Genomic DNA, 20343 nt, shown 5'->3' on the forward strand with positions numbered 1-20343 from the left:
CGCGCGAATAAATTAAATAAAATAAAAGGCGCGGAGCTCCAAAAGAAACACCGCGCCTTAAAAGCTTAATCAGCCTAGTCCAAACCTAACCTCAAATTACCGCCAGGAATTGCATCAAGCAAATCGCGCGTATAATCCATCTGAGGATGATCGAACACCTCGTCGGTAGTTGCGTGTTCTACCAACTTTCCGTGCTGCATAACAACAACTTCATCCGCAATCTGACGAACCACAGCCAAATCGTGAGTAATGAACAAATAGCTCAAACCACGCTCGGCTTGCAAGTCGTTAAGCAAACGAAGAACCTGATCTTGCACAAGAACATCCAAAGCAGAAACAGCTTCATCGCAAACGATTACGTCAGGGTTCAAAGCCATAGCTCGAGCAATTGCAATACGCTGACGCTGACCACCTGAAAGCTCATTCGGGAAGCGAGTCATAACAGATGTAGGCATTTGAACCATATCTAAAAGCTCGCGAACTCGATTCTGTCTGCTCTTTTTATCACCAATCTTATGAATGCGCAACGGCTCCTCAATAGAACGGTAGATAGAATACATAGGATCAAGAGAGCCATATGGATTCTGGAACACCGGCTGAACATGACGGCGGAAATCAAGCAAATCCGCGCCCTTCAAATCAGCAATATTCTTACCTTCGTAAGTAACTGTTCCACTCGTTGGCTTAAGCAAACGCAAAACCATATTTGCAACAGTAGATTTACCAGAACCAGATTCACCCACGATTGCCAAAGTAGTTCCGCGCTTAATTGAGAACGAAACGTCGTCAACGGCTTTAAATAGTTCCTTCTTACGAGGAAGTTTAAACTCACGAGTTAAGTGATCCACAGTAATAATATGCTCACTCTTTTCAAGAGCTTGCTCACCCACTACATGATGCTCAAGAAGGCTATCGGCATTACCACCATGCTCTTTTACTGAGATGATTCGCTGAGATGCCAAAGATGGAGCTGCGGCAACAAGTCGCTTTGTATACGGATGCTGAGGATGCTGCAAAACTTCCAAAGATGGACCAGATTCAACAACACGACCCTTATACATAACCACAACATGCTGTGCGCGAGCAGCAGCCAAACCTAAATCGTGAGTAATAAACAACACAGACGTGCCAAGCGAATCTGTGAGCGTGTGCAAGTGGTCAAGAATACGCTTTTGCACTGTAACATCCAAAGCGGAAGTCGGCTCATCTGCAATAAGCAGATCTGGACGGCAAGCCAAACCAATAGCAATCAAAGCGCGCTGGCGCATACCGCCAGAAAACTCGTGCGGGAACTGACGCGCACGCGTTGCAGCATCTGGCAAACCAGCCTCGTCAAGTAAGCCGGCGATACGATCTTCCATAGAAGATCCAATAACGTACTTTTTTGCTATCTCCCAAGCAATAACGTCGCTTACTCCGCCCTTAATTAAATCGTCTGCAACACGCCAGCGAGTTTCAGATCCTGGAACCCACTCTTTTTTGTAGTATTCAAACAGATCGTGGAACTTATCGCTATCTTCATCAACTCCTGCAGAAATTAACGCTTCTCTAGCAGCTTTCATAAGTTCAGGAAGCTCTTTTGAACCAAGGAATGTTTCGTCTTCGCTTCCCTTAACTTTGACTGCATCTCCAGCTAAAGCTTCTGCTAATGCGGAACGTTTGTCGTGACTTAAATCAACATTATTTGCTACAAGCGCTTCTTTTACCTGCGTACCAATACGCCACACAGGATTTAAATTACTCATAGGATCTTGCGGAACTAAGCCCATAGCACTACCGCGCAACGCAGCATACTCTTTTGGCTTTAATTTGCTGATTTCTTTGCCTTTTAGCTTAATAGATCCGCCAGTAACGTGACCGGTTCCAGGAAGTAAACCAAGAACTGCCATTGCCGAAGTTGATTTTCCAGAACCAGATTCACCAACTATTGCAACCCACTGACCTGGGTATACGCTGAAACTAACGTCGCGTACAGCGTGCACAGCCGTTTTAGAGTCTGTAGTGAAATCAACCTGAAGATCCTTAACTTCAAGTAAAGGACCTTGAGCTAATTGCATGGCACGAATATTTACGTCTTTACCTGTTGCATTCATTTGTATTATTCCTCCACGCTAATTTCACGCCTTACGGCTCTTTGGATCCAACGCATCCTTAACAGCGTCACCCATCATAATGAATGAGAGAACAGTAATGGCGAGCGCAATAGACGGACATAACAAAACTTCAGGATTATTATTGAAATATCTACTGTAAGTAAATATATCTCCACCCCAGCTGACTGTTGTGGTTGGCAAACCAATTCCTAAGAAGCTTAGGGTTGCTTCCAACACAATGTAAGAGCCGAGCGAGGTTGTACCAACAACAATGATTGGAGCTAACGAGTTTGGAATAATATGGCGGAAAAGATTACGCGCAGGTCTTGAACCTAAAGCTGTAGAAGCTATATTAAACTCAAGATTTTTTGATTCCATAACGGCACTTCTAGCAATTCTAGCTACGCTCACCCATCCGAACAGAACCATAACCATAATTATTTTCCACATTGATTTTGTGGATTTAAACATCTGCAACACAACTATAGCGCCGAGCAGCATAGGAAGAGCCAAGAAGATATCTGTGATACGGCTTAGTACTGCGTCAACCCAGCCACCAAAGAATCCTGCCAAAGCTCCAATCATAGAACCTACAAGCACTGCTAATATCGTTGCTATTAAACCAATAGTAACTGAGGTACGCGTGCCGTATATTACTCGCGCATAAACATCACAACCCTGCTTATCAAATCCAAATGGATGCCCAGCAGAACCGTGTGCGAGCGAATAATCAAGTGAGCAGTAAGTAGGATTACCATTAAAAGGAGCACCACTCTTAACTAATACTCCCGGGAAGAGAGCAATAAAGAATATTGCGAGAATTAATATCGCAGAAATAATAAACAGTGGGTTGCGCCTGAGAGTACGCCAAGCATCAGACCACATTCCACTTACTGGAACAGATTCATCAACAGAATCAACTTCTTGAAGAGGAGTATCTTCAAGAGGCGCAACATAACGCTCTTGGCCTGGAAGCTCAATATCAGCAGCAGTCAAATTTTCCTCAACTTTTTCTTGCATAATCATGCTTCTCCTTACGCGTAACGAATTCGCGGATCGAGAGCCGCGTACAAGATATCAACAAGTAAATTGCTAATTACGAAAATCAGCATAAGTAATGTGACTACAGAAACAACTAGATTACTTTCGCCCTTCAAAATACCTTGATATGTGGCGTATCCAATGCCGTGAATATTAAAAATAGTTTCTGTAATCATTGCGCCACCCATAAGAGCACCTAAGTCTTGACCTAGGAATGTCACTACTGGGATTAAAGAGTTTCTAAGAATGTGTCGAACCGTTACCGCACTTTCACTTAATCCCTTAGCGCGAGCGGTTCGCACATAATCAAGAGCTATATTTGATGAAACTTCGGACCTTGTAAGTCGTATCACGTATGCCATAGAAACTGATCCAAGCACTATTGCAGGAGTGAGCATATCGAAGAATCCTGGATCATTACTCACATTAGGCGGAAGAATATGCCACTTTATAGCGAATACGTACTGCATAATATAGCCTGTAACAAATGTTGGTACAGAAATAAGAAGAAGCGAGACAATAAGAATTACGCTATCGTACCATTTGCCTTTTTTAAGTCCAGAAATAATACCAAAGACAACACCGAACAAAGCTTCAAATGCAAATGCCATAATTGCAAGCTGCACTGTCACAGGGAACGCATCAGAAATTTCGTCAATAACAGGCCGACCTGCAAACGTTTGCCCGAAATCAAGAGTAAGTGCATTCTTTAAGAATAGTAAATATTGAACAATAAATGGTTTATCGAGATTGTAATCAGCCCTTATTTGTGCTGCTACTGCAGGATTAACTGGTTTGTCTCCGAACATTGCTTTTACAGGATCGCCTGGCAAAGCAAATACTAAAGCATAAACCAATAAAGTTGTGCCGAGAACAACAGGAATCATCTGCAAAATTCTACGCAGAATGTACTTACCCATCTGTTTCTCCTTGATTATTAATGATTAGTCATAAAAACAACAAAGTGCCACTTCGGTCGAAAGATATTTTTAGTTAAATCCTTTCAACCGAAGTAGCAATACTCGCTAATTGCGATATTTAATTATTGAGAGGTGAATTTAGTAATTTCAATTACTAAATATCATGAAACTTACTTACATAGTTTCGCTTAAAGTTATTACATCTTACTTGTGAAGCTGGTAGTAGAGTGGCATATTCTGCCAATCCATTACGAAGCCCTTCAAGTCGTGACTCATAACAGCCTTGGAATTCATGTAAAGCAGTGGTACAGATGGGAGATCTTCAAGAAGGGTTTCGTTAGCTTCGTGGTAAAGCTTAGTAGCTTCATCAGCATCAGCAGACGAAGTTGCCTTATTCAACAGCTCGTCGAACTTTGGATTCTTGTAATCACCATCATTAGAACCATTACCGTCAGCTGCAACAGAAGCGAACTGCTGAGTTAAGTAATTTTCTGGGCTTGGGTAATATGGCATCCAGCCTGCACGCCATGCGCCCTTGATCTCACGCTTGGTGCATGCGTCACGGAATTCCTGGAAGGTTGGAATTGGTGTGGTTTCAGCCTTAACACCCAAATTGTTCTTTACGTAGTTAACAACAGCTTCAAACACGGACTTTGCGACTGCATTATCAGCATTGTAAGTGAAGGTGAGGTTGCCGTCATACTTGGACATAGCGTCAGCCTTCTTCCACAATTCCTTAGCCTTGTCAACGTCATACTTCAGATGTTCGCTACCCTTCAAGTTGGCATCGTAACCTGGAGTCTTTGGAGAAGTGAAATCGTTTGCTGGAGCAGCAGTCTTGTTCAACACCTTTTCAGCAATTGCCTTACGGTCGATGGACATAGAAATTGCTTGACGACGCAAGCGGCCTTCTTCAGTCTTAACGTCGAAGTGTGGGAGATTAGAAGGAATGGTGAACTGAAGGATTACAGAACCAGGCTTGTTGTAAGCGGTGATAGTGCTATCAGACTGGAAGTTGCTGGTTTCTGTATCTGGGATGTTATCAGTCATATCGAGATTGCCGGACTGCACGTCACGGTAGGCTGCATTACCATCGGTGTAAATCTTGAAGGTAACTCCATCATTCTGAGCCTTGCGTGGGCCGTCGTAATCAGGATTCTTTACAACCTCAATCTGCTTATTGTGATCCCAGGACTTGAACAAGTATGGACCAGAGGATACTGGCTTTTCACCATAAGCCTTTGGATTCTTGTAGAAGGATTCTGGAAGTGGAGCAAATGCCAAGTATCCTACCTTAATTGGGAATACGGAATCTGGCTGCTTCAAATCAACGGTGAAGGTATTCTTATCAACAACCTTCAAACCGGAAAGCTGCTCGTCGCCCTTGTTGTCGGCCTTCTGCAGCTCGTCATAACCCTTAATGGTCTGGAAGAAGGAAGCGCACTTCTGAGCGTTCTTAGCATTTGCAACGAAGCTCCATGCTTTGGTGAAGCTTTCAGCGGTAATAGGGGTACCATCGCTGAACTTCTTGCCTTCCTTCAACTTCACAGTGTACTGGGTGGAATCTGCGTTTGGCGTTAAGCTTTCAGCATCTTCGTTTACTGCGTTGCCCTTTTCATCAAAAGTGACCAACGTGGAGTTGACCAACATGGCAGGACGTGCGCCAGCATTTTCGTTAATGTTGCCAGGAATTAATTCGTTCTGTGGTTCAGAGTTATTTACTGTAATAATAACCTTGCCACCATTTGATTTCGCATTTTTAGCTGAAGAGCCGCAGCCTCCAAATAACATGGCCAGCGAGCAGGCAGCAGCAGCAAAAACTAAAGCCTTATTTTTCATGGATATCTCCTAACGTTGGTCTGGCAGGATCTATTTTCAACGCGAAAGTCTCGCCCTGAATTGTGAGATAACACATCCAAGACGAGACTCTCCATTGATTAAAATTCAATAATACGTAATTTATAAAACAAAGCAAGCATATATACAAAAAACAAATTTACGGTTTTATGTAGCAAAAGCATAAAATATAAAGTTATTTATAAATAAATTAACTCTAAATAGCTATATTTGATGTATTTTTTCTACTTTTTACAGTTTTATAAAATATTACGCAGATGTAAATTTATGTATACGATTCAATAACGGATTACAGTTAGAAAATATCATACTAATAAACGCGACAGTAAATATAAGCGCGCAAATTTGCACTCTGCTTAAAAATTTTTCCAAAAAACAAAATCAAATAACAAAATTTTATCAAAATTACAAACTTTTTATGTTACAAACTAATTGTTAACAAAAGCAACGTTACTGCATAAAGCACCAAAGCAAAGCACCAAAGCACTATTCTGCTCTAGGAAAAGCTCTAGCATACGAATTTTTCAAAGTCTCAATAGAAACATGCGTATATCTTTGCGTAGTATTTAGCGACGAATGTCCAAGCATTTCTTGAACTTCTCTTAAATCAGCACCGCCGTTAAGCATATGCGTAGCAGCACTGTGACGCAAAGCGTGAGGAGCAATATCAGGCACATTCGCGCTATATGCAGCACAATGAACAATCTCTCTAACTATTCGCTGATCAATACGCTTACCCCTAGCGCCCACAAATAAAGCAGTTTCTTCATCACTTTTTACAAGCACTTTTCTACCATGCTTTAGCCATTTTTCTACAGCCCGAAAAGCAGGAAGACCAAATGGCACAACGCGTTGCTTATTACCTTTACCAGTAACTTTTATCATTCGTTCAGAAAAATTAATATCGCAAGTATTCAAACCAGTAAGTTCACCAACTCGAATACCGGTAGCGTATAAAAGCTCAAGAATCGCAGCGTTACGCGAAAAAATAGCAGACTTAACAGAATTATCTACAGAAGAACTATCTACAGAAGAACTATCTACAGAAGAATCTGAAGAATTGGAACAAGTGCAACTATCAGCATAATCAAGTAATTTAGCTGCCTGAGACTCATCTAAAACAGTAGGAAGCTTATTTGAAATTTTTGGAGTCATCAATATTTCCGCAGGATTTGAAGAAATCCTACCAACATGCTCAGCCCAAGCAAAAAATCCTCGTACAGAAACCACTTCACGAACTAAGCTAGAACGCGCGCGCCCGCGAGAAGAATCTGCCATCCAACGACGCAAATCGTCAACAGTGATATCAGAAATATCACCAAAACCCTTCTGCTCACACCAAAGCATAAATAAGGTTATATCAGTTCTATAAGCGCGCTGAGTGCGCTCCCCCAAACCCTTGTTTGCACGCACATACTCAATATAATCATCCACTAAACGCGCATATTTAGAAGGACAAACCAAGCCTCTAGCAGCAGATTCACTACTAGATCTACTAGCACTATCGTCACTATTACTCATAGACTTCCCATCCAATAAACGCTTTAAAACAAAACGTTTGCCATACTCGTCAGTCACATGCATAATACAACAAGGAGCATGTTATGAACACAAGTACACCAAATTCACTTACATTACCGCAGCAAATTCCAGCAGGCGCGCGCATTGTGGTAAGAACGTATAAAATTATAGAAGATACTCACACTCATGCGCAAAAAATCGAGTATCATGATGCTATTGGTCACGTACTTGAGTGGGATGGAGAAACGCTTCACTTACTTCGAGACCCAACAGCAAACGGAACTAGAGCTGCTCAAGAAATGTTCATAGATGCAAAAACTATTGCACGATTAAAACCAATTCCAGAGCGCAAATTCCAAAAGCCACTTCGAGTGTAGATTACACGTTACTAAGCAGATTATTTGAAGTTAATACAAGCTGCAGATTTCGTAACGACTTATCAGATTTGCAATTATCAAATCCTGAGATTTCAACAATAGATTCTCCTAAGCGCGCTGAATCCAGCAAATCTTCCTGCCAATTACTTCTGGAATCATACTTCCACAATCTGCTATTAGCAGCATCGTTTTTATTTGCAGCATCACTTTGTTGCATATTCGTTTTACACGAGTTGCGCTGCTGGTATTTATATTCTCTCCACGATTGAGCTTTAGCAAAAAACTCCTGCTCATTATCGTCAGCAACTTCTACATCTTGATCCAGCATATCCGCAGCAAAAGTTAGCTCAGAAATTACGGAACGCAATAATTTCGCAGTATTATGCCGATTTTCGCTTACCATTGCACGCGTGCGTTGAGGATCTGTAAGAGCAACGCGCGTCATATCTCGCCAAGAGCCTGCAGATAATTGCAAAGCAATAGCACGATTAGGCTGATCGCACAAAACATTTGCTAAAGCAGTAGAAACTACATGAGGCATATGAGAAATCAGAGCAGCACTCTTATCGTGCGTAATATCATCGAGAACAATAGCCTTATTAGCACAAAAATCAACAATCATGCGCAAAACTGCGGCAACTCGCCAAAATTCAGTAGTATTATCAACCGTCAAAGCCCATAAAGCATTGTCAAGCAAGCTAGCACTAGAAGCTTCCCAACCAGTAAATTCGCTACCAGCCATCGGATGCGCACCAACGTAACAATCTTGCAAACCTGCTGCAGCAACCTGCTTGCGAACTAAAGTTTTTACACTACCAACATCGCTAATAGTTGTGCAAGATTTGTCAACATAAGGTGCGATTTCCTGCAAAATACTTGGCATAGAAGCTAGAGAATTGCACAAAATCAGAACGTTCGGGCGAAGCTTAGCTAAATCTTGCACATTGTCTACGCAAGTAATTCCTAAATTTTCAGCTTCTTCGTATGGATTATGATGACGATTCCACGCATAAACGCTACATTCAGGCAATTTTGCAAGTCTTTTTGCAAGAGATCCTCCAATAAGACCAAGACCTACAATACCAACAGAAAATTTTTGCGAAAACTCAGAATCTTCTACCATAATAATTCTCTTTCTGCCTGCATTACGTTCAAATTATGCAAAGCATCAACCGAAGGCTCAACACACACTCCACCATGAGGCAGCATCCAATCATTCATAACTGGATTATTGCGCTTATCGGAAGGATACACTGCTAAAGCTCGAACCCAATCGCCATGTTCAACAACCTCTTGAATCATAGCTTTACACATAAAATCCCAAGGAGCAGCATCAACAGTTGCAATAAAACTGTATAAACCGCCTTGCCCTTTAATCGGTCTAGACATAAAAGAAGTCATGTTAAGACCGTGATCACGCACAACATCAAGCAAATTTGCTAACACTCCAGCACCTGTGCAACGCGGAATAAACGCAATAATTGAGGAAAATGATGAAAAGTTTTCTCGCTGCACATTAACAAAATCTAAAGCCTGATCTCGAGGAGCTAGCACTAAAAACTCAGTTCGCGCTCCAGAAAAATCTTCAACTGCTTCACTCACAATCTGCCTATTGTATAAATCAGCACAAATTTTAGGACATAAAGCAACTTCGCCAGGAACTAAATCCCTACAAGCAGCAGCATTTGAAGACGCAGTTTTTTCTTTCAATCCACGCTCTTGAGCAAACTTACGACATTGCGCCAACGCGTGAGGGTGAGCAACAATAGTAGAACAGTTATCGATTGAATCTGATTTGCAAATAACAGCATCAAAACTAATATCTACGCCTACGCGAGCAATACCAACCATATTTTTTGCATCGATTAGTAAATCTAAATTAGGTATTACAACGCCTTCAATATTGTTTTCCCACGCAATAACACCCCAATTGTGATTCTCTTCAATTTCACTAGCAATACTAAGAACATTCTCGCAAGCAGTTGGAATAAGTTGCAAATTATCAAATGATTGTAACTGCTGCTGAACTTTTAAAGCTGCTTGATGCGTAAAAGAACCTTCCGGCCCTAAATAGCATAATTTACGCGAGCACTTACTGTTACTACTATTCATAAGTATTCCTTAAAAACTGTTGCAGTTAAGAATATTGTAATCAAGAATACTGTAAAAATACTGCTTAATACTGATTCTTATGCAAAATTCACAGCGAAGTCACGCTTAAATTATTGCAAATTCTTTACTTATTTTACTATTCAATAACAAACCAACGCTGCGGCATACAAAGCAAAACTAAGTGAACAACAAGAATGCCGAAAAGCCAAATGTAGCCAGCATACTGCGAAAACCACGGAACAAAACCGCCAAAGCCAACAGGAATAACAATAGCATTACCGAAAAATCCTAAAGCTATAAGCCAAACTACAACAGTAGAAACTATCATATGCGCTACAAGACCATGTCGTCCATTACGAGACCTAGCACACCATGCTGAAAGTACTATAAGCATAAATGCCATAAACAAACCGTACGGCATATTGTTAATCGCACCAGCGCGGTGAGCAAAAGTACCTATAAGAGCGTAAACGCCTGCACTTACGCAAGTAACTACGTATTGCAACCATACTGGCAAGCGATGAGATAAAGGCTTATAAGACATAAAAACTATTGTACATATCGACTTAACGATAAAACGCTACGAAAGAATGCGCAAAAATGTAACTCTTCAAATACATGCGTTACAAACTGTCTAAGCACAATATAAACGCAATAAATTACTTATAAAAAAAAAACGGCAGTGATTTTGAAAAACCACTGCCGCAATTCATTAAAGACTCACGCGTTATTATTTTGACGACGCTGCTTAGCACGCCACTTATACCATTCGTCGCGGCTCAGAATAATCTTGCGCACGCGAATAGACTCAGGCGTAACTTCCACGCACTCGTCTTCGTTAGCAAAGTCAAGAGACTCTTCCAAGCTCATCTTGATTGGTGGAGTCAAAGTTTCAAGCACGTCAGCGGTTGAAGAACGCATGTTAGTCATATGCTTAGCAAGCGTAATGTTCACATCCAACTCGTCTGGCTTGTTGTTAATACCAACGATTTGGCCTTCGTAAACTGGGCTTTGCGGATCCACGAAGAAGATACCGCGAGCTTGTAAACGCTGCATAGCGTAAGGAGTTGCAACACCCTTACGATCGCAAACCATAGAACCGTTCTGACGAGTAACAATTTGACCAGCCCATGGAGCATAACCGGCAGAAATAGAGCTTGCAATACCAGTTCCGCGAGTAGCAGAAAGAAGAGCCGTGCGGAAACCAATAAGACCGCGAGAAGGAACAGTAAACTGCAAACGAACCCAACCGGAACCATGGTTGCTCATAGAATCCATGCGACCTTTACGATCAGCCATAAGCTGAGTGACGGTACCCATGTATTCTTCTGGAACGTCAATTGTGGTGCTTTCCATAGGCTCGTTAATCTGACCGTCAATAGTCTTAGTAACAACCTGAGGACGACCAACTGTAAGCTCGTATCCCTCGCGACGCATCTGCTCAGCCAACACAGCCAACGCAAGCTCGCCACGACCCTGAACTTCCCAAGCATCTGGACGCTCAGTTGGAAGAACTTTAATAGAAACGTTACCAATAAGCTCGCGATCCAAACGATCCTTAATCATACGAGCAGTAAGCTTATGATCTTTGCCTTCAGTTCCGGCAAGAGGAGAATCGTTTACGCCGAAAGTCATAGAAATTGCAGGATCATCGACGTGAATTAACGGAAGTGGCTTTGGATCGTTCTGATCAACAATCGTTTCGCCAATCATAATGTCGTTCACGCCTGCAACAGCAACAATATCGCCAGGACCTGCAGAAGCTACAGGAGTACGCTCCAAACCTTGAGTGCGAAGAAGCTCGGAAACACGGAAGTTTTCAATAGATCCGTCAACGCGAGAAAGACCGTAAGTCTTACCCTTTTCCAAAGTTCCGTTGTAAATACGCACTAAACCAAGACGACCCAAGAAGTCAGAGGAATCAATGTTTGCAACATGAGCCTGAAGAGGAGCGCCTTCTTCGTATTCAGGAGCTGGAATGTTGGAAATAATAGAGTCAAACAAAGGCTCCAAATTATCGTTATCTGGAAGAGCACCATTCGCAGGCTGATTAACAGAAGCGTAACCGGCTTTAGCAGCGCAGTAAATCACTGGCAAATCAAGCAAAGCGTCGAGATCGAGGTCAATACCTTCCTCAACAACGTCCTGAGCCAAGCCAAGAAGCAAATCTGTTGACTCACCAACAACTTCTTCAATACGAGCGTCTGGACGATCAACTTTGTTCACGCACAAAATTACAGGAAGTTTAGCTTCCAAAGCTTTACGAAGCACAAAGCGAGTCTGTGGAAGCGGGCCTTCAGAAGCATCAACCAACAAAACAACGCCGTCAACCATAGAAATACCGCGCTCAACCTCGCCGCCAAAGTCAGCGTGGCCTGGGGTATCAATCACGTTAATAGTAATGCCTTCTGGGTGGCCATATTTTTCAGCCAACGGACCGGTGTACTGCACAGCAGTGTTCTTAGCAAGAATAGTAATGCCCTTTTCGCGTTCCAAATCATTGGAATCCATAACGCGATCTGGGACTTCTTCACGCTCAGAAAATACGTGCGACTGCTGAAGCATGGCGTTTACCAGAGTGGTCTTACCGTGGTCGACGTGCGCCACAATTGCCACATTTCGAATATCACCGCGAACAGTCATCACAAACCTCTTCCATTCTTCGCGTTTTAAGTATTAAAACTATTGATTACACACTCACTCAGACGCACAAAGCGTCCAAGAAGCGAAACTCTCATTGGCAAACACTAAATTATTGACATAAAGTCAAAAATCAGCCAGCTGCCAAACCTCGCTGATTTTACTCGCTGTTGCAGACAGTTCAAAATATAAAAGTATCAACTGCACAAAATCTTAGATTAACTAAAATGTCATAAAAGTCAACTTACGCAACTACGCCCTTAGCAATTAATTCGCGCGCAACCTCACGATACTCTTTTGCTGTCTTGTGTTCAGGAGCAAAAATCGTGATCGGTACAGCTGCAACAGTTGAATCAGGAAGCTTAATTGATCGAGAAATAACAGAGTGAAGAACGCGACCTTGGAAAGCTTCGTAAATACGCTGCAAAACTTCCTCACTATGAAGCGTACGCGTATACATTGTTACGAGCACGCCAAAAACTTCCAGATTCGGGTTAATACGAGACTGAACTTTTTCAATCGACTGCATTAGCAAAGCCACACCGCGAAGTGCGAAGAATTCTGCAGCAACAGGAATAATTACGCCGTCAGCAGCAGTAAGTGCGTTAACAGTAAGTAAACCTAAGGAAGGCTGGCAGTCAATAATAATAACGTCGTATTCGTTACGAACTTTGCGCAATACTCCTGCAAGAATCTGCTCACGACCAACTTCCGTAACAAGCTGAACTTCTGCGGCAGAAAGATCAATATTTGCAGGCATAATATCAATATTCTCAGTGTTCGTATGACGAATCACATCGTGAACATCGACAGATGAGTCAAAAAGCGCAGTGTAAACAGTATTATCAAGCGCATTCGCGTTAATACCAAGACCTACAGTAGCGGCACCCTGCGGATCAAAATCTACTATAAGAACTCGCCTACCGTACTGGCTTAACGCACCGGCAATGTTAATAGAACTCGTAGTTTTACCAACACCGCCCTTTTGATTACACATAGCAATAACTCGCGCAGGACCGTGAGAAGTTAGCAGTTCCGGCGCGTGAAAAGTATCATATTCGCGTCCAAGTAAATCAGTAGGCATGCTTCCCACTCTATCAACAGGTATACTCACGAAACCCGCCGGTAAAGCAAAAACAAATCTTATCTAGCTCGAGGATGGCTTAATATGTAGGCTTCTACCAACTCATCTGGGCTAATATGCGTATAAATTTGTGTAGTAGTTACGGAAGCATGACCAAGTAATTCCTGCACTGTTCTAACATCAGCTCCGCCAGCAATAAGATGCGTAGCAAGCGAATGACGTAAAGTATGAGGATGAAGAGGCCTGCCTAGTTTCGCACGCTCGGCAGCTTCAGCAACTACTGCCCAAGCAGACTGGCGAGAAAGTGCGTTACCTCGCTTATTTAAGAAGATAGTGTGAAGTTCTCGTTTAGATTTAGCAGCCAGCAGCGGACGTGAGATTTTAATATACTCTTTAAGCGCACGAACAGCGCAACCGCCAATCGGAACTAGACGTTGCTTAGAGCCTTTACCAGTAAGTTTTACTACAGACTCATCCAAATCGATATCTTCAAATTTTACGTTAACAGCTTCAGAAATACGCGCTCCAGTAGCGTATAAAAACTCGAGTAGTGCACTATCTCTAAGCGAAATAGCATCTTTACTTCCGAAATTTCCTGCCGCTTCTATAACTTTGCTAACCTCATCTATACTAAGTACATCAGGCAGATGCTCTTCCTGTTTTGGTGCTTTTACTGATGCTGAAACATCTGCTGGAACGTCTGAATGAGCGAGCATAAACCTATGCCATTCGTGAATACTTGCGAGTCTGCGCGCAACTGTTCTCGCGCCTAAGCCTGATTCACGCAAGTATCGCACATACGATTCGATATCTAATTCACTAATTTCTTTAATACTTCCTACATTTCGTGCTGATTCTAGCCAGGATGTGTAATCTTTTAAATCAGATTCGTAGGCTGATACTGTTTTCTTAGAAAGACCTCGCTCAATGTCTATATGCGCAATAAATTTCTGCACGTATTGTGCGAAAGTTTTAGGAATATCGGTAGGAATATTGGTAGAAATATTTTCTGAAATATCAGTAAAATCAAGTTTCGAGCGCATAAAAATGATTATATCTAATAAATAAATTTATTGCTCACAAGGCTCTAATATAAAAATACAAAATATAAAAATATAAAAATATAAAAAAGCCCGCCAAAATTGACGGGCTTAAAATCAAACTCAGTTGAAACGAAATCAGGCTTCAACTGGAGCGTTTACGTCGGCTGGCAATGCAGCCTTAGCAGCTTCTACAACAGCCTTGAAAGCCTCAATGTCGGAGACTGCAAGCTCAGCGAGAGCGCGGCGATCCAATTCGATGCCAGCCAAGTGCAAGCCCTGAATGAAGCGGTTGTAAGTGATGCCTTCAGCGCGAACTGCTGCGTTAATACGCTGAATCCACAACTTGCGGAAATCACCCTTGCGAGCCTTGCGGTCGCGGAAGTTGTAAGTAAATGAGTGGAGCAGCTGTTCCTTCGCCTTGCGGTAAAGACGGGAGCGCTGACCGCGGTAGCCAGAAGCCCTCTCAAGAACAACGCGACGCTTCTTATGAGCGTTAACTGCGCGCTTTACTCGTGCCATAAGTATTCCTCAGCTTTCTTAAAATTTTCGATTGCGTCTCTGTTTACAAGCAATTTTTACTTGTTTACTTGCTTTTACTTACTTAACGAGCAAGCCCTTAAGCTTCTTGCTCTGCGCAGTAGCTAATACCTTATCCTCGGAAAGAGCACGACGCTTACGAGCCGACTTGTGCTCCAAGTTGTGGCGCATAGCGCTACCATCGTGCATCACCTTACCGGTACCGGTAAGACGAACGCGCTTGGACGCTGCGGAATTAGTTTTCATCTTCGGCATTGCTGCCCTCCTTGTGATGTTGATCGGATTGTACAGCATTTGCTGCAGCTGCAGCCTGTGCTTGCACTTCCTGCTTTGCTGCAAGTCGTGCAGCTTGGCGAGCTTGACGCTCAGCACGCGATTCAGCGCCTCTACGACGCTGCTCAGACTGTGTATGAATCTTCTTGCCCTTTGGAGCGAGAGTCATAATAATATTGCGACCCTCTTGCTTCGGAGCAAACTCAACGGTGCCACTGTCAGAGACCTCATCTGCAAGCCTACGCAACAGTTCAACGCCACCAATAGGGCGAGACTGTTCGCGGCCACGCAACATAATAGTGACCTTTACCTTATCGCCGCCGTTCAAGAAACGAAGAACATGACCCTTCTTCACGTCGAAATCATGATCATCAATCTTGAGACGGAAACGAATTTCCTTAATCTCAGCTGTGGTTTGATTACGGCGTGCTTCACGAGCCTTCATCTTTTCGTTGTACTTGTACTTTCCGTAGTCAATAAGCTTGGCTACCGGAGGCTTAGCAGTAGGCGCTACCTCAACAAGATCGAGGTTCGCTTCCCTCGCAAGGTTTAACGCGACCGAGGTTGCAATAACTCCCACCTGCTCGCCTTTTGGACCAATAAGGCGCACCTGGGAGACGCGAATCTCCTCGTTAATGCGTGGTTCGTCGCTAATGATGACTCCAATCCTTCTAAATACTGGTAAGATGCAATACACCGAGAAGTCCAAGAGCTTAGGCATTCACCACTTCATATCAAAAAACGCTCCCAAACAAGCGTAACAAGTAGCGCAAAAATCTACTTGTGTGACCGAAGTCATGAACCCGAAACCGCAGCAGGCTTCCAGGTGGGGACATCCCACTTTCTTGATTACTCAAGCCGAATATCTATTATAGCTACGGCTTTGACAAAACTATCAGCCGTTTTATTTTGCTAGATGATAATACTAACGTTTGTTGAATAGTAACGTTTACTATTTCGAAAAATTAAAAATTAGTTAAAAAATTATAAAAAATTATTTCTAACCTTTGAGGCTCGCACTAAACGCGGTACCATAAAGCCATGGAACCTTTGCATCGCTGCGTTATTTTAGCAGCTGGAGACTATTACGATCATACTAGAGAGCAAGTGCCGAATCGCGCTTTAACTATTGCTGCTGACGGAGGCTGGGATTACGCTTGCAAGCTCGGTTTACACGTTGACGCTCTTATAGGCGATTTTGATTCTGTAAGATTGAAACTACCTACAGACGCTGTAATTACACGACTTCCTGAAGAAAAAGATGATCCAGATTTGCTTTCCGCTTTAAAGTACGGCTGGTCTAAAGGAATGCGCGAATTCCATATATTTGGCGGACTTGGCGGTCGTGTTGATCATACGATTTCTAATATACAGCTGATGGTTCGATTGGCATTGCGTGGAGGGATTGGCTTCCTTTACGGAAACGGCCAGATCGTTACTGCAATACACAACGCGGCTCTTGATTTTCCTGCTTCTTCAGTTAAAGAACCTAAGTTACTTAGCGTATTTTCGCACGCTCCTGTATCTAAAGATGTGAACGAGTCAGGATTAAAGTATCAGCTTCAGCATGCGCAAATGCATGGAGATGCAGTTCAAGGGTTAAGCAATGAACTTTTGGATAATACTCCTGCGCATATTGATGTTCAGGAAGGAACTCTTGTAATTACTTTCCCTACTGACGTGCCACTTCCACAAGTAAGTTGGCCTAAGCAGCGTCCATCAGGAGATTTGGGTGCTATTAACACGTCTATTTCTGAAGCTTTGGCAGTTCCGCTGGAAAGTGAGGATAATCCTAACGATTCCACTACTGCTGCAGCAGAGTCTATGACTAATAAATAGCGATTTATTTCTCATACGTAACTATATTGACGCTTATTGCTCTAGTTATCCCTTATTATCGATTTTCGCGCTCTCATTGAAAGCGCAGTCGTTCTGCATTAATGTCTCATTCTGCCTGTTTTGAGGCTCTTGCGCAGTTGGCGCGCTGCGATAGTGTCTCATAACCGTTATTTTCTCAGTCGACCATCTGAGTTAGTAACGGTATTTGGGTAATTACCGTTATTTTCTCAGTCAACCATCTGAATTAGTAACGGTATTTGGATGATTACCGTTATTTTCTCAGTCAACCATCTGAATTAATAACGGTATTTGGATGATTACCGTTATTTTCTCAGTCAACCATCTGAATTAGTAACAGTGTTTGGTCTGCGTCTTATACCACAGAATATTCATCAGCTTAGCTTTTGACACTTTTGGCTTATAGAACAAGTACACCGCGCTTCCAACCCACTGATAAGATCGGCGAAATAAATAAGCCTAAAGCAATTTTACATGCTTTAGGCTTGATTATTCGCGGATGATATAGATTCTAACGTGACACCCTATTAGCATTACTTAACTAACAAATTGCATACATAGTTTCAAATTTGTACATGTAACAACATGCTTAGTCTTATGAAGCTTCATTTCACAAATCTAATCCAGGAATCATATCTGCATTTTCACGAATACTTTTCGCAAGCTTAACGATAGTCTTATCAAGAACACCATATATTTTTTCACTTTTAACTTTTGTAATAGTATTTACTAAATCTTGATAAAACTGCTTATCGCCTGTGAAAGATTCCCAAAATTCTTCACCAATTTTTACTGTATATCCTTCATTTTCTATTCGCTTATAGTTTGCAGATAAATCTTCACGAGAACCATATAAAACACCAACAATACAATCAGTTAATGGATTTACTTGTGTAGATCCATTTGTTTTCGCTAATCTTCCCAAATCTTTAAAATGGTCACAAATTGTTTTTACATCATCTTTGTTAATAGTTTCAGGCCCCGATTTTAATTGACAATAAATATGACGGCCAGTTTCGTAATCCTCATATTCGATATCAATTCCAGATGTTGTGGAAGCAAATCCTGACAGTATTTCAGAACTCAATTTTTGTATAGAAGTTCCAAAAGAAGTAGTAATAGAAGTTCCAAGTACGCGAGGATAAAGAATAACTTTTGCTACAGATTCAGGCTGTGCATTCCCAAAAGCAAACCGAGCAAGATAAGATACAAGAAATGGATTAAATTTCAGTGCACGAATATCAACAAGTTTTTCAGTATTTTTAACATGATTTTCAATAATTTGTTTTTCAAAAAATTGAGAAATCTGCATCAAAATACACGCCTTCTCAGCTTCCGATACCATAATAAATCCTCCCCCAATTTTGTATATAAAATTATCTATACACTTTGCAAAAGCTACAAAATTCACATAAAAACGAAACCTTTAATAAAAGAGATTATAGCATAGAAAGAGCCTCAGATTTCACCTCTTCAACTGTAATATTTGTCATGTCAAAAGGCTGAATCTCACGGAACGACTCACGATTTTCACCGCTTAGCATAGCAATAATTCCTCGTCCAACATGATAAGCAAGATTACAAGGAACAGCATTACCAATTTGCTTATATTTGCTAGCTAAACTTCCCTCAAATTGCCAATCATCAGGAAATGACTGTATTCGCGCATACTCTCGTACAGTAAGTGGGCGCGTTTCTTGAGGATGACACCTTTCGGTTTGCTTTTGAGCAGGAGCACACGTAAGAGTCAAAGATGGTTCTGACCAAGAAAGTCTCCTAGCCATACCAGTTTTACCTCCAGGAAGATTAAAAGACCCCTTCATATAATCCTTTTGCACAGATAAAGGCAGATCCTTCCAATATCCACCAGCAGGAACTAAATCGAGAACTTTTTTCTTACTTTCTGGATATTTGGCTCCTTCAGATTTCGGACACTTCCCAATAGCATCCCACAGTGTAAGCACATCACTATCTTCTTTGGGGTACAAAATAGGCATATCTAAATCCTTACGAACGCCAATCAACACTAAACGTTCTCGTTTTTGTGCCACATCAAGAAACTGTGCACGCAAAATTTTTGCAGCAACTTTGTAACCAATATCATCCAAAATGTGAAGCATAGTCATAATAGTCTTACCAGAATCATGAGTAAGAAGACCACGCACATTCTCCATCATAAGAATTTTTGGTTTAATTTGCTGAACTGCTCGCGCAAATTCAAAAAACAAAGTTCCACGAGCATCTTCAAAGCCTTTGGACAATCCAGCATACGAAAACGCTTGACAAGGAACTCCACCTTGCAGCAAATCAACCTTTCCACAATATTTTGAAAAATCAACTTCATGAACATCTTTTTGAATAATATTCCATTCTGGCTGATTTTTTCGCAAAGTTGCGCATGCTGATTTATCCACTTCGTTTAACATTAAATGTTTAAATCCAGCGTTATGCATACCAAGCGCAGTACCACCAGCACCGGCAAAAAGCTCTACTGAAGTAAAAGATGTTTGTTTACTTTTTAACACAACAAAACGCGGCTGACCGCTATTAGAATGATTTTCACGTCGCTTCTGGAGAGACTGAAGTTCATGCAGTTCAAAAACTCTATTATTGTGAGAATCGCGCTTGCATCGAAGCAATCCCAATTTTGCCCAACGACGTATTGTATCTACAGAAACATGCAGTATGTGTGATGCTTCCGTGACAGTAACTTCTTTACTTGCATGACTATTTTCACTCAATAAATTGAAACTTACACATTGTAAATTATTTTTCATACCCAACTGTTTGAGTGAATGTTTATTTGATTGTTTAAGTTGATTAATATTATCTACTTGCGTTGATAATTGCGTCGATTCGTAAGTGTCAGTAACTAATTTACCCCTATATTTCATAAAGAAAGTCTATCATATATTGATAACCTTTGCATAGGTAAGGGTTACTGGTAAGCAGCAAAATACAGACACACTACTTTGCTCTGTTTACATC

The 20343-nt window shown here is 41.7% G+C and carries 18 protein-coding genes; 2 read left to right on the forward strand and 16 right to left on the reverse strand.

Annotation, left to right across the window (positions count from 1 at the left end):
• Positions 1-74: 74 nt before the first annotated feature.
• The 5 genes from ACPFYS_RS02205 to ACPFYS_RS02225 all read right to left on the reverse strand — a co-directional run bounded on the left by ACPFYS_RS02205 (position 75) and on the right by ACPFYS_RS02225 (position 7432).
• Positions 75-2093 (reverse strand): dipeptide ABC transporter ATP-binding protein, encoded by a 2019-nt coding sequence (locus ACPFYS_RS02205; RefSeq protein ID WP_427877404.1) that lies wholly within the window; start codon positions 2091-2093, stop codon positions 75-77.
• Between the two features lie 24 nt (positions 2094-2117).
• Positions 2118-3113, reverse strand: a complete 996-nt coding sequence (locus ACPFYS_RS02210; protein WP_427877596.1) for an ABC transporter permease — start codon at positions 3111-3113, stop codon at positions 2118-2120.
• Positions 3114-3127: 14 nt separating this feature from the next.
• On the reverse strand, positions 3128-4054 hold the full coding sequence (locus tag ACPFYS_RS02215; RefSeq protein ID WP_427877406.1) for an ABC transporter permease: 927 nt from the start codon (positions 4052-4054) through the stop codon (positions 3128-3130).
• Between the two features lie 204 nt (positions 4055-4258).
• Positions 4259-5893 carry a peptide ABC transporter substrate-binding protein gene (locus tag ACPFYS_RS02220; protein ID WP_427877408.1) on the reverse strand — a complete coding sequence of 545 codons (1635 nt, stop codon included), beginning with the start codon at positions 5891-5893 and terminating at the stop codon, positions 4259-4261.
• A 504-nt stretch (positions 5894-6397) separates the two neighbouring features.
• Positions 6398-7432, reverse strand: a complete 1035-nt coding sequence (locus ACPFYS_RS02225) for a tyrosine recombinase XerC (protein WP_427877410.1) — start codon at positions 7430-7432, stop codon at positions 6398-6400.
• Positions 7433-7515: 83 nt separating this feature from the next.
• On the opposite strand from ACPFYS_RS02225, the gene ACPFYS_RS02230 reads away from it, so the two are divergent.
• A complete protein-coding gene (locus tag ACPFYS_RS02230) occupies positions 7516-7809 on the forward strand; it encodes a DUF6725 family protein (RefSeq protein ID WP_427877412.1) in 294 nt (97 codons plus the stop codon).
• Between the two features lies 1 nt (position 7810).
• On the opposite strand, the gene ACPFYS_RS02235 is transcribed toward ACPFYS_RS02230, so the two are convergent.
• The 9 genes from ACPFYS_RS02235 to infC all read right to left on the reverse strand — a co-directional run bounded on the left by ACPFYS_RS02235 (position 7811) and on the right by infC (position 16219).
• A complete protein-coding gene (locus tag ACPFYS_RS02235; protein WP_427877413.1) occupies positions 7811-8932 on the reverse strand; it encodes a prephenate dehydrogenase in 1122 nt (373 codons plus the stop codon).
• Entirely contained in the window at positions 8926-9921 is a 996-nt protein-coding gene (locus ACPFYS_RS02240; protein WP_427877414.1) for a prephenate dehydratase domain-containing protein, read from the reverse strand. Before ACPFYS_RS02240 ends, ACPFYS_RS02235 begins: the two co-directional genes overlap by 7 nt.
• Before the next feature lie 136 nt (positions 9922-10057).
• Positions 10058-10465, reverse strand: coding sequence for an alcohol dehydrogenase (locus ACPFYS_RS02245; RefSeq protein WP_427877416.1), 408 nt, complete (start codon positions 10463-10465; stop codon positions 10058-10060).
• 176 nt (positions 10466-10641) lie between these two features.
• Entirely contained in the window at positions 10642-12564 is a 1923-nt protein-coding gene (typA, locus tag ACPFYS_RS02250) for a translational GTPase TypA (protein ID WP_427877418.1), read from the reverse strand.
• Between the two features lie 241 nt (positions 12565-12805).
• Positions 12806-13645, reverse strand: a complete 840-nt coding sequence (locus tag ACPFYS_RS02255) for a ParA family protein (protein WP_427877420.1) — start codon at positions 13643-13645, stop codon at positions 12806-12808.
• A 59-nt stretch (positions 13646-13704) separates the two neighbouring features.
• On the reverse strand, positions 13705-14688 hold the full coding sequence (gene xerD / locus ACPFYS_RS02260) for a site-specific tyrosine recombinase XerD (protein WP_427877422.1): 984 nt from the start codon (positions 14686-14688) through the stop codon (positions 13705-13707).
• A gap of 135 nt (positions 14689-14823) precedes the next feature.
• Complete coding sequence (gene rplT / locus ACPFYS_RS02265; protein WP_004105106.1) at positions 14824-15207, reverse strand: 50S ribosomal protein L20; 384 nt, start codon at positions 15205-15207, stop codon at positions 14824-14826.
• Positions 15208-15285: 78 nt separating this feature from the next.
• Positions 15286-15480 carry a 50S ribosomal protein L35 gene (rpmI, locus tag ACPFYS_RS02270; protein ID WP_004128670.1) on the reverse strand — a complete coding sequence of 65 codons (195 nt, stop codon included), beginning with the start codon at positions 15478-15480 and terminating at the stop codon, positions 15286-15288.
• On the reverse strand, positions 15461-16219 hold the full coding sequence (gene infC, locus ACPFYS_RS02275; RefSeq protein WP_427877425.1) for a translation initiation factor IF-3: 759 nt from the start codon (positions 16217-16219) through the stop codon (positions 15461-15463). The genes rpmI and infC overlap by 20 nt, the downstream gene beginning before the upstream one ends.
• Positions 16220-16539: 320 nt before the next feature.
• Between infC and ACPFYS_RS02280 the strand changes: the two genes are divergently transcribed.
• The gene (locus ACPFYS_RS02280) at positions 16540-17337 is read left to right on the forward strand and encodes a thiamine diphosphokinase (protein ID WP_427877426.1); all 798 of its coding nucleotides are present in this window, start codon (positions 16540-16542) and stop codon (positions 17335-17337) included.
• A gap of 628 nt (positions 17338-17965) precedes the next feature.
• Here ACPFYS_RS02280 and ACPFYS_RS02285 read toward each other — a convergent pair.
• Positions 17966-18700, reverse strand: coding sequence for a PmeII family type II restriction endonuclease (locus tag ACPFYS_RS02285; RefSeq protein WP_427877428.1), 735 nt, complete (start codon positions 18698-18700; stop codon positions 17966-17968).
• 94 nt (positions 18701-18794) lie between these two features.
• Complete coding sequence (gene dcm / locus ACPFYS_RS02290; RefSeq protein WP_427896794.1) at positions 18795-20096, reverse strand: DNA (cytosine-5-)-methyltransferase; 1302 nt, start codon at positions 20094-20096, stop codon at positions 18795-18797.
• Between the last annotated feature and the right edge of the window lie 247 nt (positions 20097-20343).

It is taken from the genome of Gardnerella sp. 2492, assembly GCF_050320365.1.
Taxonomy (GTDB): domain Bacteria; phylum Actinomycetota; class Actinomycetes; order Actinomycetales; family Bifidobacteriaceae; genus Bifidobacterium.